The 24,066-nt window shown below is 68.6% G+C and carries 16 protein-coding genes and 6 pseudogenes; 11 read left to right on the forward strand and 11 right to left on the reverse strand.

All coding sequences use genetic code 11. The annotated features are described in order from the left end of the window. Positions 1-187: 187 nt before the first annotated feature. The 3 genes from ACWEN3_RS13790 to ACWEN3_RS13800 form a co-directional block, all read right to left on the reverse strand. Positions 188-1,558 carry a S1 family peptidase gene (locus ACWEN3_RS13790; RefSeq protein ID WP_452969708.1) on the reverse strand — a complete coding sequence of 457 codons (1,371 nt, stop codon included), beginning with the start codon at positions 1,556-1,558 and terminating at the stop codon, positions 188-190. A 573-nt stretch (positions 1,559-2,131) separates the two neighbouring features. Beyond that, positions 2,132-2,869 (reverse strand): helicase associated domain-containing protein, encoded by a 738-nt coding sequence (locus ACWEN3_RS13795; protein ID WP_452969710.1) that lies wholly within the window; start codon positions 2,867-2,869, stop codon positions 2,132-2,134. A 34-nt stretch (positions 2,870-2,903) separates the two neighbouring features. Next, a complete protein-coding gene (locus ACWEN3_RS13800) occupies positions 2,904-3,269 on the reverse strand; it encodes a hypothetical protein (protein ID WP_452969713.1) in 366 nt (121 codons plus the stop codon). A 485-nt stretch (positions 3,270-3,754) separates the two neighbouring features. Between ACWEN3_RS13800 and ACWEN3_RS13805 the strand changes: the two genes are divergently transcribed. Then, positions 3,755-4,015: a phage tail protein gene (locus ACWEN3_RS13805; protein WP_452969715.1), complete on the forward strand. Its 261-nt coding sequence runs from the start codon at positions 3,755-3,757 to the stop codon at positions 4,013-4,015. 79 nt (positions 4,016-4,094) lie between these two features. Here ACWEN3_RS13805 and ACWEN3_RS13810 read toward each other — a convergent pair. Continuing rightward, a pseudogene (locus ACWEN3_RS13810) lies at positions 4,095-4,295 on the reverse strand (transposase); the annotation flags it as partial. A 219-nt stretch (positions 4,296-4,514) separates the two neighbouring features. On the opposite strand from ACWEN3_RS13810, the gene ACWEN3_RS13815 reads away from it, so the two are divergent. Both ACWEN3_RS13815 and ACWEN3_RS13820 read left to right on the forward strand, forming a co-directional pair. Further along, on the forward strand, positions 4,515-5,303 hold the full coding sequence (locus ACWEN3_RS13815; protein ID WP_452969718.1) for a hypothetical protein: 789 nt from the start codon (positions 4,515-4,517) through the stop codon (positions 5,301-5,303). A 77-nt stretch (positions 5,304-5,380) separates the two neighbouring features. Next, complete coding sequence (locus ACWEN3_RS13820; protein ID WP_452969720.1) at positions 5,381-6,784, forward strand: IS701 family transposase; 1,404 nt, start codon at positions 5,381-5,383, stop codon at positions 6,782-6,784. A gap of 431 nt (positions 6,785-7,215) precedes the next feature. Here the strand turns inward: ACWEN3_RS13820 and ACWEN3_RS13825 are convergent, their stop codons facing one another. Then, positions 7,216-7,749, reverse strand: a complete 534-nt coding sequence (locus ACWEN3_RS13825; RefSeq protein ID WP_452969722.1) for a PadR family transcriptional regulator — start codon at positions 7,747-7,749, stop codon at positions 7,216-7,218. A 95-nt stretch (positions 7,750-7,844) separates the two neighbouring features. Between ACWEN3_RS13825 and ACWEN3_RS13830 the strand changes: the two are divergent. The 3 genes and pseudogenes from ACWEN3_RS13830 to ACWEN3_RS13840 all read left to right on the forward strand — a co-directional run bounded on the left by ACWEN3_RS13830 (position 7,845) and on the right by ACWEN3_RS13840 (position 13,168). After that, positions 7,845-9,168 (forward strand): annotated as a pseudogene (locus ACWEN3_RS13830) (MATE family efflux transporter). A gap of 1,748 nt (positions 9,169-10,916) precedes the next feature. After that, complete coding sequence (locus ACWEN3_RS13835; RefSeq protein ID WP_452969725.1) at positions 10,917-11,168, forward strand: hypothetical protein; 252 nt, start codon at positions 10,917-10,919, stop codon at positions 11,166-11,168. Continuing rightward, the gene (locus ACWEN3_RS13840; protein ID WP_452969727.1) at positions 11,168-13,168 is read left to right on the forward strand and encodes a hypothetical protein; all 2,001 of its coding nucleotides are present in this window, start codon (positions 11,168-11,170) and stop codon (positions 13,166-13,168) included. The genes ACWEN3_RS13835 and ACWEN3_RS13840 overlap by 1 nt, the downstream gene beginning before the upstream one ends. A gap of 74 nt (positions 13,169-13,242) precedes the next feature. On the opposite strand, the gene ACWEN3_RS13845 is transcribed toward ACWEN3_RS13840, so the two are convergent. The 5 genes and pseudogenes from ACWEN3_RS13845 to ACWEN3_RS13865 all read right to left on the reverse strand — a co-directional run bounded on the left by ACWEN3_RS13845 (position 13,243) and on the right by ACWEN3_RS13865 (position 17,667). Next, positions 13,243-15,462, reverse strand: coding sequence for a SpoIIE family protein phosphatase (locus ACWEN3_RS13845; protein WP_452969730.1), 2,220 nt, complete (start codon positions 15,460-15,462; stop codon positions 13,243-13,245). A 476-nt stretch (positions 15,463-15,938) separates the two neighbouring features. Continuing rightward, positions 15,939-16,078 (reverse strand): annotated as a pseudogene (locus tag ACWEN3_RS13850) (HNH endonuclease); the annotation flags it as partial. 231 nt (positions 16,079-16,309) lie between these two features. Continuing rightward, positions 16,310-16,513, reverse strand: a pseudogene (locus ACWEN3_RS13855) (IS701 family transposase); the annotation flags it as partial. Between the two features lie 275 nt (positions 16,514-16,788). Further along, positions 16,789-16,980 (reverse strand): annotated as a pseudogene (locus ACWEN3_RS13860) (integrase core domain-containing protein); the annotation flags it as partial. Positions 16,981-17,247: 267 nt separating this feature from the next. Next, complete coding sequence (locus ACWEN3_RS13865) at positions 17,248-17,667, reverse strand: hypothetical protein (protein ID WP_452969732.1); 420 nt, start codon at positions 17,665-17,667, stop codon at positions 17,248-17,250. 537 nt (positions 17,668-18,204) lie between these two features. Between ACWEN3_RS13865 and ACWEN3_RS13870 the strand changes: the two genes are divergently transcribed. The 3 genes from ACWEN3_RS13870 to ACWEN3_RS13880 are packed head-to-tail and all read left to right on the forward strand — an operon-like array spanning position 18,205 to position 20,898. Next, on the forward strand, positions 18,205-19,749 hold the full coding sequence (locus ACWEN3_RS13870; RefSeq protein WP_452969734.1) for an FMN-binding glutamate synthase family protein: 1,545 nt from the start codon (positions 18,205-18,207) through the stop codon (positions 19,747-19,749). Between the two features lie 19 nt (positions 19,750-19,768). Beyond that, a complete protein-coding gene (locus ACWEN3_RS13875) occupies positions 19,769-20,533 on the forward strand; it encodes an alpha/beta hydrolase family protein (RefSeq protein ID WP_452969737.1) in 765 nt (254 codons plus the stop codon). A gap of 56 nt (positions 20,534-20,589) precedes the next feature. Beyond that, on the forward strand, positions 20,590-20,898 hold the full coding sequence (locus tag ACWEN3_RS13880) for a hypothetical protein (RefSeq protein ID WP_452969740.1): 309 nt from the start codon (positions 20,590-20,592) through the stop codon (positions 20,896-20,898). A gap of 15 nt (positions 20,899-20,913) precedes the next feature. Here ACWEN3_RS13880 and ACWEN3_RS13885 read toward each other — a convergent pair. Next, positions 20,914-21,120 (reverse strand): annotated as a pseudogene (locus ACWEN3_RS13885) (helicase associated domain-containing protein); the annotation flags it as partial. 843 nt (positions 21,121-21,963) lie between these two features. Between ACWEN3_RS13885 and ACWEN3_RS13890 the strand changes: the two are divergent. Both ACWEN3_RS13890 and ACWEN3_RS13895 read left to right on the forward strand, forming a co-directional pair. After that, complete coding sequence (locus ACWEN3_RS13890) at positions 21,964-23,103, forward strand: vanadium-dependent haloperoxidase (protein WP_452969742.1); 1,140 nt, start codon at positions 21,964-21,966, stop codon at positions 23,101-23,103. Positions 23,104-23,528: 425 nt separating this feature from the next. After that, a partial coding sequence (locus tag ACWEN3_RS13895) for an IS5 family transposase (protein WP_452969745.1) occupies positions 23,529-24,066 on the forward strand: 538 nt, incomplete at its 3' end.

The following is a 24,066-nucleotide window of genomic DNA, read 5'->3' on the forward strand; positions in this document are numbered from 1 at the left end:
GACCGCCGTGGGACGGCGTCGAGGCGTCGCGCGGCGTGGGCTCCTCGGTCGACGCCAGGCAGCGGCCGAACAAGTGAACCTGAAACCACGTCAACCCGCCCTGACCAGCTAGTCAGCCACTCCCACACAGCGGGGGAACCTCATACCCATCAAAAGCGGAATCCAGCACTAGGCACACTGGTCGTGGTCACCCGGTGACCAGGGTCCAGTGCATGTCGTGGAGCGTCTGTCCAATGGGGACGTAGTAGACGCCGGCCAGGCACCAGGGCTTCCTGCGATGACCGTCGAGGACGGTGTCGGGGTTGTACGCAGGCGGGCAGGTGACGGTTCGGTCGAGGGCGGTGATGATTCCGCGTGCTTCATCGGCTGTGTGGTTGCGGACGCTGGCGAAGACCGGGCCGCCACTGTCGCCGTTGACGGCTGCGACACCGCCGGGTGTGGCCGAGGTGGCGTAGGCGAGGTCGACATCGGGACGGTAGATGCCGTTGGGCCCGGTGACGCCGATGTCGGTCTGGGCTATGCGCACACCGCAGTGCACGCCGCCGTTGGCGCCGTCGGTGCACACGTAGTCGCCGACGTTGTTGTGCCCCCAGCCTGTGACGGGTTTGGCGTAGCCGTCGGTGCGGCTTGCGGGGCCGTCGTAGAGCCGGCCGCTCACGCGCTGTGAGGGCAGCTTGATGCCGACCACGTCGTCCTGCGGGGAGCGCTGGGTGGCGTCGGTGGTGCCGATGAGGTCGCCGCCCCACCAGGTGGTCCAGCGGCCTTCGGGGCCCGGGCCGCAGTGGTAGGCCGACGTCAGCATGTACTGGCCCTGGGCGTTCTTCACGCCGTAAGAGCCGGAGCAGATGCCGCCGAGGGGGTTCTTCAGCGCCGAAGCTCCGGTCCAGGGGGAGCTGTCATGCTGCCGGGAGGACAGATCCACGCTCTGCAATCGGTGGATCGCGGCGACGTGCACTCCCGCCAGTCGGCCGGCCGCTGTGGCGACCTGCTGCAACGTCTTGCTGTGTCCGCTCGCCACGAGCCTGCTCTCCGTACGGGCGGCGTTGTCGTAGCCGACCTCGAGGCCGCTGCCGTCCACTGCCGGTGCGATGCTGGTGATGCGGACCGAGGTCGCCATCCCCTCGACTCGCAGCTTCGTGGAGGCCAGGCTGTTCAGCAACTTCATGCGGGCCGCGTGGAGTTCGGCCTTGGAATAGCGGGCGGAGTCGACCTCGGCGGTCACTCCGTGGGGGAGATGGGCGAGGATTTGCCTGACCCGCTGGGGTGGGGTGCCTTTCCAGTGCAGGCGCAGGTGATTGTGGTCGGGGTCGACTTCGACCTCGGCGAAGCCGGGTATGTGCGCGCGGTCGGACTCGGAGAGCCCTTCGGTGATCCGGCCGGCGACGGCGTCGAGGACCTGCTGGCGTTCGTCGATCCGCGTGGCGGCGCGCGCGGCTGGCTGCGTGGCCGGCGCAGAAGAGGCGTCCGCGAGAGGCGGGATGACGAACGGTACCGCGGCGGCCAGAGCGGCGGCCGGCAGGGCGAATGCCAGCCATCTGGGCCGTGCAGCATGCTTCATGTGTCGCTGTCTTTCTGCTGGAGCCAATGTGACGCGAACATGCTCGTACGGGACAGGCCTGCCGGGCAAAGGGCGATGATCCGATTTTCGCAGAAGCTTGCGAAGCGGTGGTCTGCAGCCCGTCAGTAACCCCAACTACCCCAGTTACACCGCTCGTTTGACAGGCCCGTGGCTACGCCCAGCGCATGCCGATGGCGGAGAGCTGCTCGACCCGCTCGGGGGAGAGTGTGGCGGCTCTGCTGCGCTGGGCCGCGTTCAGCAGCACCTTTGCGTCACCCGCGACCCGCCGCCCCCCTGCCCAGGCGGGTAGTTGCGCCACTTCCAGCAGGCCCGCAACACCTCTGCTTCCATCCCGTAGCGGCTCGCGACACGGCAGATGAGCGATGAGGCCGTCTCCCCTCGCAGGGGAGCGATCCGCAGGAGGCCAACGTAATAGGTCACTCGGCCACGGTCTCGTGTTCGCCAAGCTGGCCGGCCCGTATTTGCCATCGCCCACCCCGCGCATTCAGACGTGGGGCCATGCACGCGATATGTACGCTTCGCGGGGCGCCGCGGGTACTCAGCATGTAGGGGTCATGTCCATCGCATTCCGATGGCGGACAGCTGCTCCACTCGCTCTGGGGACAGCGTCGCGGCCCTGCTCCCCTGGTTCCCGATCCACGCACCAAGCCGGAGTTCTCGTTCCTCCTGGTCCTCGCCGACGCTCCGCTCGACGTGCTTCCTCGGCACTCGCAGGTGTCCCTCGCGCTCGTAGAACTGGCGGGCGGCCTCGTAGTTCATCGCCCACTTGTCGGCCTGCGTGCGGCGCCGGAGCGGCTTCTCGTTCTCGGCCGCGGGCTCAATTCCGAGGACTTGCTCACACATCCACTGCTGCACGATCGTCAGCTTGTCCCAGGCGAGGCGGACCGAGCGCACCCACCGGCCAAGGTCCTCGCCCTGGTGCACGATTTCGCCCGGCGACATGGGCAGCTCGCCGCCGGCCTCCAGGTGGAGCCGGACCAGATGGAAGGCGCGCTGCCACTCCACCGGCCAGGCCGGGCACCACGACGGGTCGATCTCCTCCAGCTGCTCGCGCCGCTCGTCCGACAGCGCGCCGGCCGCCGACTCGACATCCACCGCCTGGTCGTCGCCGGGCACGCGGTAGGTGAAGGGGACCTTCAGGTCGCCGTGCTCGCGGGCATAGATGACAGCGGCCTCCACCCCGCGCCGCCAGTGGGTGTGTTCGGGATTGAGCACGCGCAGGTTGATGAACGCGGCCAGCTGCGCCGGATCACGGGGCGTGCTGAACTTCAGCAGTTCCCGGGCCGGCACCGACAACCGGTCGCTTCGGTCGCTGGCCTCATCTTCACCCTGGTCGCTGCCGGAGCGGGTCTGTACGCCTCGTACGCGGCTTTGTGCTTGCGGCTCGGGCAAGTGCTTCCACGACACGTGTGTCGTGCGCCCTGAGCGCCTCGAGCAGCTTGGCCAGGCCGCTGTACGCCCGCGAGGTGAGCATGTTGTCCACCGTCTCGCCGGGCCCGAGCAGGACTGGCACGACGAGGAAGGCGGTCTTGCCCTGACCGGGTTGGATGCGTAGGGCGCGGCCGACGGCTTGGACGAGGTCGGGCATGGAGCCGCGTACGTCGTGCATGAGTGGCCGACCGTTGACGGTCAGGATCAGGTGGAAGCGGTCCGGCTGATCCATTAGGTGGAAGCGGTCCGGTTCATGCATGGCTGTCGTCGAAGTCGTCGTCGGTGCGGATCGCCAGCGAGGCAATGGCTCCGGACCAGACCGTCGTGGGCACGGATACCTCCGTGGTGAGCCCCGAGCAAGGTCCAGCCTACGGTGAGCGGGCGGTCGGGGCGGCCGCGGATGGCTTCCAGCCGGGGAGCTAAAAGATTTACCTAAAACCTCTTGACTCGGGACATATCAGGTGCAAGGTGGTCACTAGGCCACAACACTGAAAGAGCCGTAAAGCTGATCAGGACGCCATGGTCGACGGAGCGACTTGGACAGGATGTGGTTCAGGCCCCCGGCAAGCCGGCGCGATACCGGAACAACGGTGACGACTGACGTTCCAGGACACGCGCAGCACTACCGGGGACTGTTTTGTCTCCACGGGCTTCGCGCCGCTACCTGATCGCAGTGCGAAGGCTCTGCCGCGCCCGAGGGCTCACATGCATGTAGGCGTCGCGGTCTGGACGGACCTCTTTGCCGTGGATCTGGGGAAGTTCCGGGTGGCGTCCTACCAGGCGGTCAGTGGTCTGCCCTTTGGGCAGGATGCCAATGAGGTGCAGACAGTTACGCCAGAGGGGGAGCTTGTCACCCGGAAGGCGCCCGGTGACAGGCAGCTCCAGGACATCACCTTGTCCCGGACCATGGACGCGAGCAGGCAGTGGGCCGACTGGGTCGTGCTGACGGCAACCAACCAAGATATCGATGATGCACGGGTGAACATCGGGATCTCGCTCCTTTGACTCGAAGAGGCAGCCGGTCCTGCGTCTCAATCTGCTCAACGCCTGGGCCAAATCGTGGGAGGGGCCAGCTCTGCGAGCAGGCGATGCCGAGCACGGCCTGATGGACACCGTCGCCTTTCAGGCGGCAGTCGCGGAGGATCTTCCAGCCCTTCATCCGGGCGAAGGCGTGCTCGATGCGGGCACGGACTTTGCGGTGAGAGGCGTTGTGTTCCTCCTTCCAGGCCGGGAGCTCAGTCTGGCCGCGTTCGCGGCGGTGCGGGATGACCAGCCCGGTGGGCGGTCCGGCACGCCGCGGAGGATCCGACGGAGTAGCCGGAGTGGTCAGCGTGACCCGGGCCGACGAGGGCACACCCGTCGGGTTCGAACGACGTCGGGAACTCACCCGCGTGGCTCTGTCCGTCACGGGATGGCGGGGTGCTCCCGCGCCTGGCCCTGGTCACGGTTGCCCGCTTGGGAAACCGGCTGTCCTGACAGGGCGAACGCGGCCTAGGCTCGGCGCGTGGATCCCGTCGCGCTCGCCTGTGCCGTCGTCTCCGTCACAGTCCTGCTGTACGGGGTGCCCGTCGTGCGCGACCGCCTGCGCGCGTGGTTCCCTGCCGCGCCCGTCGATCCCTATCGCGCGGCCGCCGGGCGTTGGTTGACCGAGGACGACATCCAGGCGGCCGCCGCCCGGCTCCTGCTGGACGGCCTGGTCACCATCAACCATCGCGGCAATCTGGCACTGACCGGGACCGGCGCGGACGTGGTGCGCACCGCCGGGCACCCCCTACCGGACGCCCTGCTCGCTGCGCTGCGCCGGCGTACCGCCGCCACGACGCTCGGCATCATTGCCTCCCGCGACCCCGCCTTTCGCGCCGCCCACGCCGAGTTCCACGGGGGTCCTGGCGCGTCCCGCGCCCGCCGGGCGCCCACCGCCCCGGGTTGTCTGGCGGCCACCGGGATGCTGCTTCTTACCGGGGAGCTCGCATTCGTGATCGCGGCGCTGTTCGACCGCCTGCCCCAGGGGCCCGCGCAGTGGGCCGCGACCACGGCCACCGGCCTCGCCTCGCTGGCCCAGCTCCGCCTCCTGGCGCGCTACGGCGACAGGCCCGGGGCAGACGGCCACCGCGTCGCGGGCTCCGAACCGCATGTCCCGCCCGCCCTGCACCCGGCTCTCGTGGAACTGTCCGAGAAGGCCCCGGAGGCCGCGGCCTGGCTGCGTGCAGGACGGCTGCGCACGACCCGGCGCCGCAACCGCGGACGCCGACGGCGTCGCGGGCGCGGAACGGCCGCCGCGCGGATGAACTAGCGGTGGTTTGTTGACGGCGGGTTGGGGCGGTAGTAGGCACGGATAGTGGGAGCTTTGCTCACTACTCGGGGGCTGTGATGACCAAGCGTGTGCCGTGTCCGCCCGCTCCAGGTCCACTGGAAGCCTATGCCGCGCGTTTCGATGACCTCTTCTCCACGCTGGCACAGCGCCGGGGGTTCCGCGAGTATCTCGCCGGGTTACTGCTGCCGCGGGACCGCAACAAGACGCTGACCTGCCTGGCCGGGACGGAGCCAGTGGTCGGTGCTCAGCATGCCGCGGTGCAGCGGCTGCAGTTCTTCCTGTCCGAGTCGACGTGGGACCTGGAGAAGGTCAACGCCCGGCGTGTGGAACTGCTGCTGGCGGATCCGGCCACGGCCCCGCACGCGGGCGGGGTGCTGGTGATCGACGATTCCGGAGACCGCAAGGACGGCACTGCCACCGCCCACGTGGGTAAGCAATACCTGGGCTCGGTCGGGAAGATCGACCGCGGCGTCGTCACGGTGACCACCTGCTGGGCCGACGAGCGCGTCTACTACCCGCTGCACGCCGTCCCCTACACCCCCGCTCACCACTTCCCGAAAGGCAAGAACGACCCCGGCTTCCGCACGAAACTGCAGATCGGAGCCGCCCTGGCCCGTGATGCCCTTCGGGCGGGGGTGTCCTTGCGGGCGGTCGCCGCCGACTGCGCCTACGGCGACCAGGACGCCTTCCGCAGGGAACTGGACGCCGCAGGACTGCCGTTCGTGATGGCACTCAAGCCCCGCCGGGGAGCCTGGTCATACGGCGACGAGGCGTACACGCCCGTGGATGCCGCGCGCGATCTTGTCTGGGGCGGCCCTGAGGCCCCCGGGAACTGGACCGCGGTCACGCGCACCTTCCGTGACGGGCACACGGCTACCTGGTGGGCCGCCGACGCACAGCTGGGCTGGTGGGGACCGGATGGCACCACGCGTCTGGTGGTGGCCACCACCGACCCGGCCACCCTGCCCGCGCAGTCCACCTGGTACCTGGCCACCGACCTGCCCCGACCCGGCGGACCACGGGAGGCCAACAGTCCCCACCCCGCGGCCGACCTGGCCGAAGTCGTGCGAATCTACGGCATCCGGCACTGGATCGAGCAGAGCTACAAACAGGTTAAGGACGAACTCGGTTGGGCCGACTTCCAGGTCCGCTCCGACACCGCCATCCGCCGCCACCAGACCCTCGTCACCTGCGCGTTCAGCTTCTGCTGGGACACCTGGTTCGCCCCGCCCCCACCTGCCACGGACGAGGAGGAGCCGGTGCCCAGCCGGCCAGAGAGGGGGCACTGCGCCGTCCCACCAGACCCAGCAGGCCTGCTGGCCTCAAGCCCTCCGGGCCGTCCGTGGCTGGCTGACGCCCTGGGCCACGCTGCAACGCTACTGGCGAGCATGGACAGCCAAGCCCCCGCCCACCGAGCTCCAGACCCTGATCAACGCTGTCGGCACCGGCAGACCTCTTAACCTCTACCTCCCGGTCTAACAAACCACCGCTAGTCGAAGCCCCGCTCCACCTGCTCGGGCGTCAGCGGCGTACGGGACGGAATCAGGTATGGCATGGAGGTCTCCTCAACTGGGTGGTCGCCGCGCGGATCACGACGACTCCCAGCAGCCTCGGGCGGTCGCCCTGTGGACAGAGGCCAGAGATTTCTCCCCGCTCCCGTCTGCCACTCCTGTGTGCCTCCTCCTGGACGAGGGCCTGGGGCTGGAAGCGCGGCCGATGCGTGGCTGCGAGTGGCGGCTGGCTGGCCTGGATGATCGCTGGCCGCTGGGGCGCGCCCCGGCTCGGTGTCTTGTTCCGGCCATGAGCGCCCATGGGAAGCGGGTGGGTGCGGTCGAGGAGGCGTTGAAGAAGGTGCTTGGGGTCATGCCGGAGTCGTTCGATTGTGGGTGCGTCAGGGCGCAGTTCGGCTGAGCGTGTCGATGGCCTCGCGTAGCCATTTTCGTTCCGCTGTCCCGGTGGCCCGGGCGACGCGCAGCATGCCCTCCCGGAAGAGGTCCCCGGCCTCCTCCGCGCGGACCGGCTCGCCCTCCCGGTAGAAGAAACTCGACGGCGTCTGCAGGAAGTCCAGGCGGCGGCGCAGTACGGCGGCCTGTCCGGCGGGATCGTCCAGATGCCGCAGGAAGGCCAGGATCGTATTGAACCGGACCTGGTCGGTGATCTCGGCCTGTTTGGGTGTGCGCAGTCGCGCCAGCAACTCTTCGCGGCCCTTGTCGGTCAGGGACAGCACCCGGCGCGGTGCGGCGCTCGCGCCCTCTTCCGTGCGCTGGTCGAGCAGCCCGGCGGCGAGGAGCCGGTTGATGGCGGGGTAGAGCGCGCCGTCGCTGACCGGGCGGACATGCCCGCTCAGCACCTTGATGTGCTCCTTCAGCTCGTAACCGTGCAGCGGTGCCTCGGCGAGGAAGCCGAGGATCGACAGCTCCAGCACGTGTTCTTCTCCTCCTTGCGGATGGCCCGGACCTCATGTTACCTCTAATCGAGCTACCTCGATTAGAGGTAACCGAGGGGTCGAGGAGGCCGGACATGAACCCCCACCGCAGGCAGCTCATATCGCTCGCCCACCCCGTCTACTTCTCGCTTCTCGCCTCGGTCGCATCCGGGATCGTCAACACCGTCTGGGTCTCCCGGCTCGGTGGCGCCGCCGTCGCCGCCGTGGCTGTCGCCACCAACACCGAGAACGTGCTGCTCGGTGTCGCCCTGGTCTTCGCTTCCGGTACAACCGTGCTGGTGGCACACGCCCGGGGCGCCCGCGACCCGGCCGCCGTACGGGCCGCCCTACGCGGCGGTTGGGCCCTGTGCGGGCTGGTCACCCCGGTCGTCGCGGTGGGCGGGTTCCTGTTGCGCGGGCCCCTGGCCCGGCTGGTCCTCGGCAGCGCTGACCCGGCGCCCCTGCGGTTGGCCACCACCTACTTCGCGATCTCCCTGCCCGGTACGGCCGTCTTCTTCGCCCAGCAGCTCATCGACGGCATCCTCAAAGGCACCGGCGACACCCGCACCCCCCTGCGGCTCGCGCTTTTGACCAACGGGCTGATCCTGCTGTGCGACCCAGTCCTCATCCGCCTCTACGGCGTGCCGGGCGCCGCCGCCTCCACCGTGCTGTGCCGCTGTGCGGTCCTCGCGGTGGGCCTGCATGCCCTGCGCCGCAACCTGCTGCTGCGGACGGCCAGCCGGGCTCATTCCGCCGGCCGGCTCCCCGCCGCCCTGCACCGCACCCTCACCAGAGGGCTGCCCATGTCCGCCGACTTCACCGTGCGGCAGGGTGGGGCGCTGGTGCTGGTGGCGATCGTCGCCCGGCTCGGCGTGACCGCCGTGGCCGCCTATGCCATCGCTTACAAGGTGATGTATGTCGCCACCATGGCCTTCTACGCGGTCCGGCAGGCCGCCGCCATCCACACCGCGCACACGCTGGGCACGGGCGAGGACGCACGGCGGGACATCGGCCGGCAGGCGGTACGGGTCTCCGGGACGGTGGGGCTCGGTGCCACCGCCCTGGTCGCCGCCGCCGCGCCCTGGATCATGGCCGCGTTCGGCGCCGAACCCGACGTCGCCCACCAGGGCACGCTGTTCCTGCGCTGCATCGGCCCCTACCTGCTGCTGATGGCCTGCTTCATCGCGCTCGGCGGGGGTCTTCGAGGGCAGCGGGGGAGCACCCGCGCTGCTCCGGGTCACCCTGCTCGGCACCGCCGTCCAACTGCCCCTGGCGTACGCCCTGTCCGGCCGGGGCCTGCCCGGCGTCTGCCTGGCGCTGGCGCTCGCCATGGCCGTGCAGTGCGCGGCCGTCGCGGTGCTGCTGCGGCGCGCCCGGAGTCAGGCGGAGACCGGGGTGTCCTTGGTGCGCGTTGGCTGAGGCGGGAATGGCTTTGTTCACGAGATCGGGTGAACAAAGCCGTTGGTGTGCCGAGTGCTTGCTGGCCTGGGGTGCAGTGGGTTTGCTGAGAAGTCGAGTGGGCGGTTAGGTCGGGGTGGGCGGGGGTTTGAGCTGGGGTTATGTGTTCTGTGTGGAGTGTGGCGGGGTGGGTTGTAGGTAGTTCTGGCATGTAATGGCTCGTTTGGTGTTTTTGCTGGTCAGCGCCACCCCCCGCCTGATCCCGATGACGGCGAAGCTGAAAACAGCGCGGGGGCCGGGGCGGGTTCGCGGCCGAGCGGCGTCCTTGTCCCCGCCCTGAGCCGGGCGTCGTTGAACGCCTGCCGCCTGCCGCCTGCCGCCTGCCGCCTGCCGCCTGCCGCCTGCCGCCTGCCGCGCTGGGTCGCGGGCAACTGCTGGCCTCGTGGCCGGCGTTACGATCGCGGACAGCAGCGTCACCGTGGTGGCCAGCACGACGGCGCACGGCGGGGCGACGACCATGAAGATCATCGCCCGCAGCAGCGAGCCGGTGGGCGCGGCGGCGAACACCAGCGGCCCTGCGAAGACCGAGAGAGCGCCTCGGCCATTTTCACGATCGGGTGATCACCGAGTCCCGGGCGCCGCGCTCGCCCTTCACCCACAGCGCGCCGGTACCGGCGGCGGCTCCAGCGGCGGAGGTCCGGGCGTCTCAGGGAGCGGCACGGGCAGGAAGGGCAACGGGTCCAACGGCAGCGGCTCGACGGGGTCGACGTCGACAGGCTTCAGCTCGGGCAGCAGCAACGGCGCGGCGAGATGGCTGGGTGTCGGACAGCTCGCCCTGGACCGCTCGAAGCAGTGCACCAACCGTGGGGCCGCGGCGCGGATGGGGGCCGCCCGGCAGCAGAAAACCGACCTCGCCGAGCGGAGGCGCATCGGGCAGGGAGCCGGTGGCCCTTGCCGACGTCATCCGCGCCCCGCTCGAGCGGGGCTCCTGCCCATCACCCCGTATCGGACCACGGTGGCCGCCCTCCTGCAGCGCGCCCAGACCCGCATGGGGGTGGCCGGCTGGTGCAAGGACGTCTGGGACGACAACGCCGCCGCCTGTCTGACCTGGCACGCCCGCGGATCGGCGCCGCGTCCAAGAACCGGCCGCGCTCGCTGCTCAATTCCAGCTGGCGGTTCCGAATGTTTTCTTCAGTGTGAGTGTGCTTGCTACGGAGTTCGGAATAGCTGTTCTCATCCGGCGCAGGTTGAACGGTGAGGGGACTCCAGCCGGTAACAGGAGTCCCCTCTTCCGCCCGCACGATGTACTACCGCGCCCAGGAAGGGGAGCACAGCGGTTTTCGGGTGCGGGCGTTCCGCTTGTCCAGCTCAGCATCGTCTCCGCTGCGCTGCAAGGTCTTCTGGCTTCCGAATCGTTCCGAACGGTGAAGACGCAGGTCACGGTGGGTCAGGGGGAGTCGGGCAGGCGCGGAGGAGCTGGCAGGGCAGCCCTCGTTCGGTCGGTTTCCGGTGACAGCGCGGTGGTTTTCCGGGCTGGTTGGTGCCCCGTCGGGACGCCGGGGAAGGGTTGCGAATCAGACGGAAAGCGAGAGTTGCGGCCCCTTGAATGACGGTGAATGTTTCCGTTGCATCGTATTCCGCTCAGAGGGTTGCCCTGCCTGGACGGCCACGGTGGAATTCTCGGCGACGACCGCATCACGGCCGGTAACCGGATACGGCTCGTCATTCACCTGCGGCGACCATCGCCGCGCCCAGGAAGGGGAGCAATCGTGTCCATTACGCGATCGTGGCGCCGGCCGGCGCCGTCACCGGAGCACGTGTGCGGGGCGGATCTCAGTATCCGTCACCGCGTCATCATCCTGTCGGTGATCTTTGTGGTGCTGGTGGTGCTGGTCATCAGCGGGCACTCCGTCAGCGACGCGCTCGGGCTGATCACGGCCGCTGGAGCTGCGGCCGCGCAGATTGGTTTGTGGCTGAGCGGGCGGCGTCCGGCCGCCGACGCGCCCGGAGGCGTCGTCTGATGACGGAGGTAGAGAACGGGCAGGACGGCCAGGACGCGTGGCCCAATTTCGAGCACATTCGCTCGCAACAGCAGTTCCGCGAGGCGCTGGGAAAGCTGCAGAAGCGCCAGGGCGTCACTCAGAAGGCAGTGGCAGAGGCCAGTGATGACGGCTCCGGAAGGCTGACCACCACCACGATTAACGCGACCCTGAGAAGGGACGCGTTACCCATCAGGAGCTTCGTGATCAAGTATCTGCTGGGTTGTGGTGTGAGCGAGGTGGAACGGCAGCCGTGGTTGAGGTGCTGGGAAAGGCTGCTGGACGAGGCGGCACCCGCGGCGGATCCGCCGCCGGAAGACGCAGTTCCCGTTGAGCCGGCAGCGGCTGGCGCACCGGGTGTCCCACAAGCCGGACCAGCAGAGCCGACGACGGAAGAAGCGGCGTCATCCGACGATCCGCCTCTGCCGCCCGTCCCCCGTGGCAGGTGGCGGCTTGCGACCGGACGCTCGCGCCTGCGCGTCGGTGTGATCGCCTGCACCGTGGCCGCTGCGCTCACCGTCGGGGCCGGGGCGTGGCAGCATCATCGGCAGGAAGTGCACGATCAACGGATACACGACCAGCAGGTGCAGGAACGGGAACGGTTCAAGAAGGACCACTGCGGGACCTTCAACCCGGACCTGGTCACCCAGGCCGGCGGCGAGTGCACCGGCATCACCGACGGCAGCGACGACTCAGCCGTCTTCGGCAATGACCTCAAGCCCGTCATGACCGCCATCGCCGCGGAAAACCGCAACGTCATCAAGGGCGGCGACTACGTGACGATGGCGTTCCTGACCGCGCTGACGTCGAAGAGCGCGAACAACCTCACCGTCGGCCAGTACGTCGCCGAACTCGAGGGCGCTTACACCGCCCTCGAGGAGGAGAACCGCGAGAACAGCCGCCCGAAGATCCGGCTGCTCGTGGCCAACATGGGCAGTGCCGAGGCGCAATGGGCACAAGCCGTCGGCCGGCTCACCGCCCTGAAGAAGGACGGCCGCTTGGTGGCGGTCACCGGCCTGGGGCTCAGCCAGCAGGAGTCCGTCGACGCCGCCCGAGCCCTGAGCAAGGCCGACCTGCCCATGGTCGGCGACTTGATCACCGCCGACGGCTTCGACGCCACCGGAGCCGTCGACGGCAAAGGGGCGATCAACGGCCTGGCCCGCGTCGCGCTGACCAACAGCGACCAGCTCACCGCCGTCAGCAAGGACCTCGGTCCCGCCCATCGCACCGCGGCCCTGGTCAGCACACCAGTGACACCCAACGGAACCAAGGACCTGTATACCCAGTCCCTCAACCACGGCTTCCACACCGTCGAAGGCCTCAAGAAGTACCTCGACAACACCTCCGACTTCACCTTCGACCCCCGCGGCGGCCCTGGAGCCATCCTTCCCACGATCAGCCAGAACCTCTGCAACACCGGCAAGACGGTCGACACCGTCTACTACGCCGCCCGCGTCAAATACCTCACCGACTTCCTCGACGCCCTGGCCAGCAGAAGCTGCCACGCCCAGCCCATCACCGTCATCACCGGATCCGACGCAGCATCCCTCGACCCCAACACGCCGGCGCTCCACAAGCGCGACGCCCCGATCAGCCTGCTGTACGCGAACTTTCCCAGCGCAGCCCAGTTCCGCAGCCCCGACAACCCCGACCACGATCTCTACGAGGCCTTCGCGAAGGACTTCACCGCACCCCACCACGGACAGCAATTCGCTGCAGACCACCTCACCAGCAGCTACTGGGCCCTGGTCGCGCACGACGCCGTCCTCACCGCGGCAACCGCCCTGCACAACGCCGCTGCCAACAGCGACAGCACCACCAGCCTGCCCAACCGCTACGCCGTCAGGAACGAACTCTTCGCACTCCGCAATGACGTCATAGCGGGCGCGACGGGCCACTTCGGTATCGACAGCAACGGAAACCGCACCAACACCAGCGCCGTCACCACCGTCCACCAGCTGGGCCGCATCCCTCCCAGCTGAACCACGCGAGCCACGAAGGGGCGCCGGGCAAAGACCGCTCGGGGCCCCGTGCGTGGTCTTGGCGTCGTTGAGGCTCAGGGATGCTTCGTACCGTCTGCCGGATCATGCTCGGTGAGCAGCAGAGCGATGTCGTCGGCCCGGTGGGACGATCCGCGGGCATTGCGCAGGATCCGGTCGGCAAGTTCGTCCAGCGAGCCCGACCGGGCATGGGCCAGTGATGCGCGCAGGCGGTCGATCCCCACATCGATGTCGCTGCCGGGTTCCTCCACCAGCCCGTCGGTGTAGAGAGCGAGGACGGAACCAGGCGGGAGCACGATGCCCGTCTGAGTGTATGTGCTCGCACGATCCACGCCGAGGACAGTGCCGACGTCGATATCAAGGACGTCCGTGGTGCCGTCGGGGCAGCGGAGCAGAGGCGGGGGATGGCCGGCGGTGACGGCGTAGGCGTGTCGGTTGTGGGGTTCGAGGTGGATGTAGCAGCAGCTGGCCAGCAGCTGGGAGTCAAGATCGATCAGGGTTCGGTTGGCGCCCGCCAGCACGTCGCTGGGCGCATGGCCCGCAGCCGCGAAGGCCCGAACCGCACTGCGCAGTTGGGCCATGGTGGCTGCGGCCGCGATGCTGTGACCCTCAACGTCACCGATGACGAGCTGGACTCCGCCGGCGGTGGGGATGATGTCATACCAGTCGCCGCCGATGTCCATACCGCCGGTGGCGGGCAGATAGCGGGCGACGGTGTGGATGCCGGGGACGGGCGGCAGCCGGTGCGGCAGGAGCGCCTGCTGCAGGCCGTGGGCGACGGCGTACTCCGAGTCGTACAACCGTGCTCGCTCCAGGGCCTGGGCGATCAGCCCGGCGAGGGCGGTGAGGACGCTGCGGTCCTTCTCGGTGAAGTGATGGATCTCGTCGAAGCCGAGGACGCAGGTGCCAGCCGGGCGGCCGGAGGCGATCAGCGGCAGATACGCCCAAGAGCTCACCTGGCCCGTCGGGCTGTCCGGGTAGCCCCGGGCGAGGTCCTGCTGCGACTCGATGAAGAGCGGAGCACCGGAGGTCAGCGTGTCCGTTGCTGGCAGGCGGGCGTGCAGCGGAACGCCCTCCAGCCAGTCGAGGAATTCTTCGTGGTGACCGATGTGATGGAGCCTGTGCATCGTTCCGCTGCGGACCACATAGATTGCCATCTGCTGGCCCCCGAAGGCCGGCAGGAGCTGCTCGGAAACGACTTCGCAGACTTGGCGTGTGGTGACCGCCTCGGTCAGCGCGCTGCTCAGCTGCAGAACGTGGTACATGACCCCCAGACGCGCCGGCGGGGCGGCGGGTGCCGCCGGGGCCGGGGAAGCGAAGGCACGATCGGTTGATGGGGGAGGGGCGGTGGGGACCACCACACCGGTCACCCCGTCCCCTCGCGGGTGGAGGGAGAAAGCGAGCCACTGATCGGGTGGTCGGCTCGCCAGGAAGGACGACGGCGCCTGCGAGATCATCGCGGAGCGGTGCCGGTATTCGACACCGGGGTCGGACAGCCACGGCAACACGTCCCAGAGGAAACGGCCCAGAACCTCGTTGGCGGACACGTCCAGCAGTCGCAGGGCGCGGTCGTTGGCATAGATCACCCGTCCGTCGGGGGCGAGGGAGAACAGTCCGTCCCGTAGCCGTTCAATCGCTGCGATGGCCGCGCTGCCGACCTCGGCATCCACGACGGCACCGACCGCATGCCCGGATGCGCGGGTGTTTTCGGCTTCCGACGCACGGCCCCACAGCTCGACAACGTGGTATCTCTCGCCGCCGCCGCTGTGATCCCGCACGCGCATGCGCCGCGCGGTGATCCGGCCCTCGTGTGCTGCCTCCTGAGCGCAGGCTCTGAAGGCCCCACGATCGCCGGGGTGCAGGCACGAAGCGAGCGTTTCGGCTCGTCCGTCGAAAGTAGCGGAGTCGAGTTCGAAGATCGCGCAGAGCGTGTCGTCCACGCTGAAGGTGCCGGAGCCGAGGTCCCAGTCGAACAAGCCCACCCGCACGGCCCCCGCCGAGGGAGTTGTAACCTCCACGGGCGCCGTCCCGGGGTCGCCTTCCACCGGATCGCCGGTACGAGCATGGAGTGCGGCCAGACAGTCACCGAGCCGGCTTGCGACGCTCCGCAGGTGTCGGCGCTGGGCCTTGGACAGCCCTTCGCTGCCTTCACCGGCCGACGATGCTGGCCACACGATCGCCAGCGCTCCGAAGGGCTCCGGACCTGCGTTCACCGGTACTGAGCAGGAGCCGAAGGCATGCGGCAGAGCCACCGCGAGCTGAGGGAACCGTCGCATGGTTTCATCAGCGTTTGCCAGGTGGACTGTGCGCCCCGAAGCAAATGCCACGGCGACCGGGATAGGGCTGCTCACGGGTATCAGGCGCCATCCGCCCAGCAAAGAAGGCGGCACCCCACACGTCGCAGCGAGCACGATCGACCGGCGGTCGCGGGAGCGCAAGAAAATGCTCCCCGCATACGCACTCGTGCCGCGGACAGCTTCCACGACGGCCGCAGCGAGTATGTCCTCACGCTCCGCAGCCCCGTCGGTGATCACTCTGGGCATATACCCAGTGTGCGCGGGTCACCCCACCGCCGCCCGAGGCGGAACCAAGGGAGGCCTTGCAGTCTCCCCAGTGGCGATGTCCCTGGACGAACCAGGCCAGCTCACGGAGCCTGCCCCTCATCCGGTCGAACGACTCAGCGTCGGCCCAGTCCCACCCGGGTGACACCGTACGGCTGGCACGCTCACCGCTCCGCTCGGTCTGCAGAATCAGTGTGGGGTGGCGGCCAGGTGGCCGGCTCCTGGTCAGCCTTGGATCGGTTCGAGGCGGACGGCACGGCGCCTTCGCCGTCCCCGCTGAGGCACCGGAGTCCCAGGCTTCGGCAAGCGGGACCAAGTGGTCGATGCCCAGCCGCTAACCGGGTCCTCGTCCAGTGGTACTCGCCCTGCGACGACCGCTACATCGACGGTACTCCAGCAGCGTTTCGCTATCTGGCCTGGTCAGAGGCGTCGTCGGAAGTGTAGTTGGCTGATGGCATGTCAGGGGTGGTCTTGCCGGACCGCCCCTCCAACGAATGACAGCGTCGGCGGTAGTGGCAGTGCCGGGAGACGGCCCGACACCTGCGCCGCCACCGTGACCAGCTCAGGGCGTGGGATGCAAAGTAGCGGGCGGGGCCAGTTGCCAGGAGCCGGCGGACTTCTGCCACGGTGAGCGGAACCAGGGTGGAACCGTTTCTGCATCCCCCTTTGCCGCCGCTGTTGCCGCCGTGGCCGAGAGAAAGGCATGCGCGAGCATGGCCAGGGTGATGTGCCGCATCCAACCGACGTAGCGGCGGACTTCGTACTGGCCTCGGGTGGTGCGGGTCTTCTGCTGTCTGGTCAGGCGCTGGGGCTGTCTGACACCGGATTGCTGGGCGTCACTGCGCAGTGCTGTGACCTGCGTGGTCGGGTCTGCGGTCGGGGTCTTGGCGATCGTGGTGGGGCCGGGTGCGCAGCCGTGCGCAGTGCCGGCACCCCCTTGCGCAGGGCTGCGCAAGGGGGGTCACAGATGCAGGCTGTGCGTCCGGCTGACGCGCTGCTCGGGGTCCTGGGGGCTTCGCCCTTGATCGTGGACACCGGTTGTTATGCGGCGGTGGCCAGCGTAGTTGATCGCTGCTCGTAAGTGATCGGGCTGATCTGGCCGAGGCGGGAGTGCCTTCGTCTGGTGTTGTAGCGGGTCGCCCATCGGAAGACCGCGAGCCGGGCCTCGCGGGCCCCGTTCCACTGTTTTCTCCCCTGGAGCGTCTCTCTTTTCATGGTCGCGTTCAGCGATTCCACCGTCTCACCCAGCTTCTGGGTGCGAGATGGGCGTCGTCGCGGAACAGACTCATTTTCGCGCGTACGGAGTCTGACGGCCCTTCAGTGCCGGGCGTCGGCCGTGAGGGCGTTGACGCGGTTGCCGTACTCGCGGCGGGCTTTGCGCTGAGCCGAGACGACGCGGTGGGCGCCATTGAGGGGCTCGCAGCTGACGGTGACTGCCGCATTCTACGTCGGGGTGCTGCTCGTCCGTACGGTGGGCCGGTCCCGGTCCGGGTCGCCGTATCAGCCCCTGATCAGGGACAGCTGGTCCAAAATCCACAGGTCCGCGTGGCCTCGGACCTGGACGACGATGACCCAGTGTCCCTGGTGCCAGCGGTAGAGGTGGTGACCGTCCCAGCGGTAGTGCCCGCCGTGGTCGTCGTCGTGCCGGTTCCAGTACCAGCTTCCCCAGACGTCGTTGTCGTCACGCCAACCGTGGTTGCCGTCAAAGGCGTTGTGGTCGCCGTTGAGGACCTGGCCGCCGTTGCTGCCGGGCACAACCCGCCGGCCCTCGCCGACTGCGACAAGGACGGCCGGGGAGGAGATGTGCTGCTCGGCACCGGGGGTGGCTGCCGACGCCGGGCCGCCGGCGCCCAGCACCGCACCGCCGACGAACGCGGCAGCAGCGGCCGCCCTCGAGATGCGCTTCACAAACTGGTTCATGATCATTCCTCCTTGATCCGCGCCAGGGCCCCCTGTGGGTGGCAGGGCCCCTGGCTACGCCCCGGGGTGGCGGGACGGAGGAGACACTAACAAGATTTAGTTGAGCATTAAACTTCATGTGCTGTGACATACACCATCACACTCCGTGAAATTTTTCAGACACCCACGCCTCGGCACGACGAACACCGATCACCACAGCCCGCGACCATCTCCATCGCCCACGCCCGCCGCCACCCCTCCCAAAGGGGCATGGATACTGCGCTGCCAGGCGTGCGCCCAGTCAGCCCGCACCCGCCACGGCGCCCTCTTCCTCCCCGACCCGGGCCGAAGCTCGACCCGACGAAGCCCCGGGCACAAATGAGCCGTTCGGCGGTGTGATCGGTGTCGCTGTGCATATTCGTGTGGCCCTTTAGAGTCGGTCCGCCTTTCTTCGATGGCGCTGGCGCGCCTTTGACTGTGTGCGCCGTCTGGCGCCCGATGCGACACAAGCGGGCTCCACCGCATGGCGACGGAGTCGTGCCTGGAGGAGGAACGTTCATGCAGGCCCGGAGGATCGGCGCGGTCGCCGCAACAGCAGTGGCGCTGGTGGCAGCCCGCGACCTTGTCCAAAAGCGTCACGCACTGCTGCGGAACTTCCCGGTGATCGGGCACGCCCGGTACCTGTTGGAGACGATCGGGCCGGAGCTGCGGCAGTACATCGTGACCTCCAACGAGGAGGAGCGCCCCTTCAGCCGTGACCAGCGCACCTGGATCTACGCGTCGGCGAAGGAGGAGAACAACTACTTCGGGTTCGGCACCGAGGTCGACATCGAGCACGTCCAGGGGCACGCCTACCTAAAGCAGCGCACCTTCGCCGGCGCTCTGCCCGACGCGCACGACCCGCAAGGCCCGCTGCCCTCGGCCAAGGTGTTGGGCGGTCCGCGCGGGCGTGCCAAGGCCTTCCGGCCGGCGAGCGTCGTGAACATCTCGGCGATGAGCTTCGGCTCGCTCTCCGGCGCGGCCATTACAGCGCTCAACAAGGGAGCGGCGCTGGCGGGCACGATGCACAACACCGGCGAGGGCGGCCTGTCGCCGTACCACCGCAACGGCGGCGACCTCGTCCTCCAGATCGGTACGGCGTACTTCGGCTGCCGCAGCGAGGATGGCAGCTTCAACCTCGACAAGCTCAAGGATGTGGTCGCGAGGGCCCCCGTCAAAGCGATCGAGATCAAGCTCTCCCAGGGTGCCAAGCCGGGGCTGGGCGGGATGCTGCCGGGCGCGAAGGTGACCGAGGAGATCGCCGAAATCCGCGGCATCCCCGTCGGCAAGGACTGCGCCTCCCCGTCGCGGCACAGCGCGTTCAGCGACGTCGACTCGATGCTCGACTTCGTCGAGCTGCTCGCCACCGAGACCGGTCTGCCGGTCGGGGTCAAGAGCGCGGTGGGCGAGCTGGGCTTCTGGCAGGAGCTGGCCACGCTGATGGCGCGTGGGGATCGTGGTGTCGACTTCGTGACCGTCGACGGCAGCGAGGGCGGCACCGGGGCAGCGCCGCGGATCTTCGCCGACTCGGTGTCGCTGCCGTTTAGGATGGGCTTCTCCCGGGTCTACGGCACCTTCGCCGAGCTCGGGCTCACCGACGAGCTGACCTTCATCGGCTCCGGCAAGCTCGGCCTGCCCGAGAACGCCGCGGTCGCCTTCGCCTTGGGCGCCGACATGATCAACGTGGCCCGTGAGGCGATGCTGTCGATCGGCTGCATCCAGTCGCAGAAGTGCCACACCGACAAGTGCCCCACCGGCATCGCCACCCAGAACCCGTGGCTGGCCCGCGGCCTGGACCCGACCTCCAAGGCCACCCGCGCCGCGGTCTACCTGCGCACCCTGCGCAGGGAGCTGATGAAGGTCTCCTCCGCCCTCGGCGTCGCCCACCCGGGACTCATCACCGCCGACGACATCGAGATCATGAACGGCGACTACGAGGCACGCACCCTGGCCGGCGTCTACGGCTACAAGGACGGCTGGGGGGAGCTCGGCCCGCACCTTGCCAAGGAGATCACCGAGCTGCTCGTCGGCACGCCGACCGCCACGAAGAGCCGACCGGAGTGATCGAAGCGTGTCCGAAGAAGTGAGATTCAAAAGCGTCGTCGGCCCCGAGCTGGCCGGATCGATCGACCTGCCGGAGGGCGAGGTCCGGGGCTGGGGGATCTTCGTCCACGGATTCACGCTCGGCAAGAACTCGCCGGCCGCCTCGCGGGTCAGCAAGCAGTTGGCCCGCGAGGGGATCGGCATGCTGCGCTACGACAACCTCGGGATCGGCGATTCCGACGGCGACTGGGGTGACGGTTCCTTCACCGTCAAGGTCCAGGACACCGTCCGCGCGGCAAACCTGATGGCAGAGCGGGGGACTCCGGCGGATCTCCTGGTGGGTCACTCGTGGGGAGGCGCCGCCGCCATCGCCGCGGCGGCCGAGGCGCCCGGCGTCCGCGCGGTCGCAACGATCGGGGCGCCCGCCGACCCCGGCCACGTCGAGCACCAGTACGACGCGGTCGTGGATCGCGTGCTCAGTGAGGGGCAGCATGAGTGGTTCGTCGGCGGGCGGACCCTGGTCCTCAAGCGCGCCTTCGTCGAAGACGTCCGCCGTGCCCGTCTGCACGACCGGATACGTGAGTTGGACCGGCCGCTGCTCGTGATGCACTCGCCCACCGACGACACCGTCGACATCGCCAACGCCGGGGAGATCTTCCGCCAGGCGCGGCACCCGCGAAGCTTCGTCTCGCTCGAAGGAGCAGACCACCTCATGACCGCCCGAGGGCAGGCGCAGCGAGCCGCCCGCATCATCAGCGCCTGGGCCGACCAGTACATCCACACCTCACGACCTGCAGGAAAGTGAGCTTGTTCCGCTTTGACGGACACCATCGGTGTGGTGGTCAGGCGGTGAGTGCGGCCATGTCCTGGGTGCTCGATCTGGTTGGCGGCCTGGTAGTTCATGGCCCATTTGTCGGCCTGCGTACGGCGCGGGGGCGGCTTCTCGTCATCGGCCGCGGGTCCGATCCCGAGGATGTGTTCGCACATCCACTGCTGGACGCCTGTGAGCTTGTCCCAGCCGAGGCGGACCGAGCGTACCCACCGGCCGAGGTCTTCGCCCTGGTGCACGACGTCGCCCGGCTCCATGGGCAGTTCGCCGCCGGCTTCGAGGTGCTGTCGGGTGAGGTGGAAGGCGCGTTGCCATTCCACGGGCCAGGCCGGGCACCATGAGGGGTCGATGTCCTCCAGTTGCTCGCGCCGCTCCTCCGACAGTGCCCCTGCCGACGGTCCCGCCGACAGGCCCTCGGCACGCCGCTGTTCGATCGCGGCGGCCTTGCGGGCGGCGGCCCGCTGGTTCTTGAGCCAGATGCCGATCTTGTAGCCCTGGTGGTTTGCGTCCAGCGGCGCGAGCAGGTGTCCGTTCTCCTCGGCCCATCCGCGGGCGGCGGCCATGAGCGGAAAGAAACAGATCGACCAGGGCGCACCACCCACGCCCGAGCAAGACGGTTGACCTGCCCCTGCCGGCAGGTACCGCGGTCGAGGCTCACGACCGTCCGCACATCCCGGGCGGGTCGTCACCGGCTGACGGAAGCCGAAGCTGACCACCCAGCCGTCGCCCTGGGTGGGGTCGCGCGCCAGGACTGATGCATCAGCGCGGCTCGCGGGCTGCTGTAGCCCGAACGGGTCATCAGCTCACGCGTGCCCGCCCCGGCCGAGAGGTCGGCGTATTGCCTGTGTGCAGGAAGGTCGCACGATGCCGGAGTTGCGACGTGGATCGGGTCAATGCAGGCTGAATCCGGCAAGCGACCTCGACGACGCGAAGAGGTGATCGGGTTGCAGGACCATGCGCGCCCGGTCGGCCCTCCGAAACGTTGGTGCGGGTGACGCGTGCCGCACCAAGAGCCGGTATCCCGGTGAGTCCAGTCGTGCTTCTTCAACGACCAGCCCCAGCACAGGCATCAGTCGGACGGAAACCGGCTCGGCAATTCCCGTGCCACTCCAAAGCGGCTAACCGGAGTGCTTCTTTGTGGCACGAGCTGTGGATTCCCCGCTCGCTCCGTGGTGTCCGCCAGCCGCGTGGTCCGTCGTGGCACCAATGGGTGACGTACACGACCACGGCCGACACAGCCCGCCGCCAGAAACGAGGAGCCACAGAACATGGGTGGAAAGCGGAAGACACTCGCCATACTGACGGGAACCGCGCTGGCAGTCGGACTCACCAGCCCGGCCTTCGGGTCCACCGCCGCTCACTCGTCGGCCCTGCGCACCGCCGCAACGGGGTCGGGGGTATCGGTCGTGGAGTGGAACCGCGAGCTCATCACCATCCTCAGCGATCCGAAGGCGCAGCCGGCCACCGTCCACCCCACGCGCAGCTTCGCGCTTCTCCAGGCGGCCGAGTACGACGCCGTGGTATCGATCACCCGAACCGGCCCCGCCTACGTGTTCTCGGCGTCGGCGCCAGGAGGCGCTCGTGCGGATGCCGCAGCGGACCAGGCAGCCCACGATGTGCTGGTCGCCCTCTACCCGGCCAAGCGCCCAGGCGTGGACCAGCGACTGAGCAGCCAATTGTCCGCGATTCCCAACGGCCCGGGCAAGCAGGCAGGCATTGGTGTGGGAGCCGAGGTCGCCCGCCGACTGCTCAGCCTGCGATCCGACGACGGGTCCTCAGCCAAGCCGCCGCGGTTCCGCCCCGGCAACAAGGCCGGTGACTACCGGCCCACCCCTCCCAACTTCCCGGCACCGGTGTTCACCAATTGGGGCTCGGTCAAGCCGTTCGTGCTGGCCGGCGGACGCCAGTTCCGCCCGGTACCGCCGCCGGCCGTGAGCAGCGCCGCGTACGCCACCGCCTTGAACGAGGTCAAGAGCCTGGGGAGCAAGACCAGTACCACCCGCACCCCCGATCAGACCGCAGCCGCGAAGTTCTGGGCGGCGGCCCCCGTCTGGAACGTCTGGAACCAGATCGCGCAGAACCTTGTCACCTCCCAGAACGCGAGCCTGGAGAAGGCGGTGAAGGTCTTCGCCCGGCTCGACCTGTCCCTCGCCGACACCACAATCGCGATGTACGACGCCAAGTACACCTACCGCGTATGGCGGCCCGTGACCGCCATACGGCTCGGCGGTACGCACTACAACCCGCGCATCGTCGGCGATCCCAACTGGACCCCCCTGCTGCCGACCGCCCCGGATCCGTCCTACCCCGGCGCTCACGGCGCACTCAGCCAGGCCGCGGCAACGACGCTCGCCGGGTTCTACGGTGCGCGGCACCATCTCGCGGTGACATCGAAGGGCGTCACCCGAACCTTCGCCGGCTTCCAGGACGCCGCCACCGAAGCGTGGCTCAGCCGGATCTGGTCCGGCCAGCACACCTCCCTCGACAACCGCACGGGACAGCAACTCGGCACCCAGGTGGCCGATTTCGTGGCGCGTCATCTCTGACCGCCCCCACCGCGCGACAACCATGCACAGCATGGCAGTGGCCAGAAGCCAGTGGTCCCGGCGCATCGGATACCACTGGCTCGGACCACGCTCAGTGAGTAGCGGGGCCGGATCCTGCGATGGCTGAACTGGACTTGTCACCCTACCTCTCGCGTGCGGCGGGAGAAGAGAGGACGCTCGACGCCCCCTCAGAGGTCGTTTTCACCTGGTTTAGTAGCTTATGCAATGATTCTGGGATGGTGGGGTGGCGGTGTGTAAGAGGCAGTAGGTGTGGTGGGGCTTGATGGGCCTGGAGAGGGGACAGATGGGGCGGGGTGCTGCTCGTTCCTGTGTCATTCCAGGATGTCCTGCTTTCAGAGCTGCGTGCTTCCGTCGTCATCGCTGTGCGCCTGGGCGCACTCGGTCTGCGGCGATACATCACGAGCATGGCGAAGCGGCGTCCGTATCCCAGTGATCTTTCCGATGCCCGCTGGGAGTTGATCGAGCCGGTGCTCTCGGCCTGGCGCTTCGAGCGCCGCGGCAGGGCCCTGGACTTCGGCCGGCCGCCCGAGCACGATCTGCGCGACATCATGGACGCGATCTTGTACGTGGACCGGACCGGCGTTCAGTGGCGCTACCTCCCGCACGATTTTCCACACTGGAACACGGTCTACGGCTACTTCGCCAAGTGGGCAGACGAGGGCGTGTTCGCGCATCTCAACGGCTTGCTCCGGCAGCTCCTCCGGGAGAAGGAGGGGCGGGATGCCGAGCCGTCGGCCTGTGTGATTGACGCCCAGAGCGTCAAGACTTCCACCAGCGTCCCCGCCGCCGACCAGGGCATCGACGCCGGGAAGAAGATCGTGGGCAGGAAGCGGAACATCGTCACCGACACCATCGGTCTCCTGCTTGCCGTGCTGGTCACAGCGGCGAGCGTGCAGGACTCCGTCGCCGGCACCAGGCTCCTGGACCAGGTCGCTGCCGAAC

The sequence above is a fragment of the Streptomyces sp. NPDC004561 genome, from assembly GCF_053602155.1.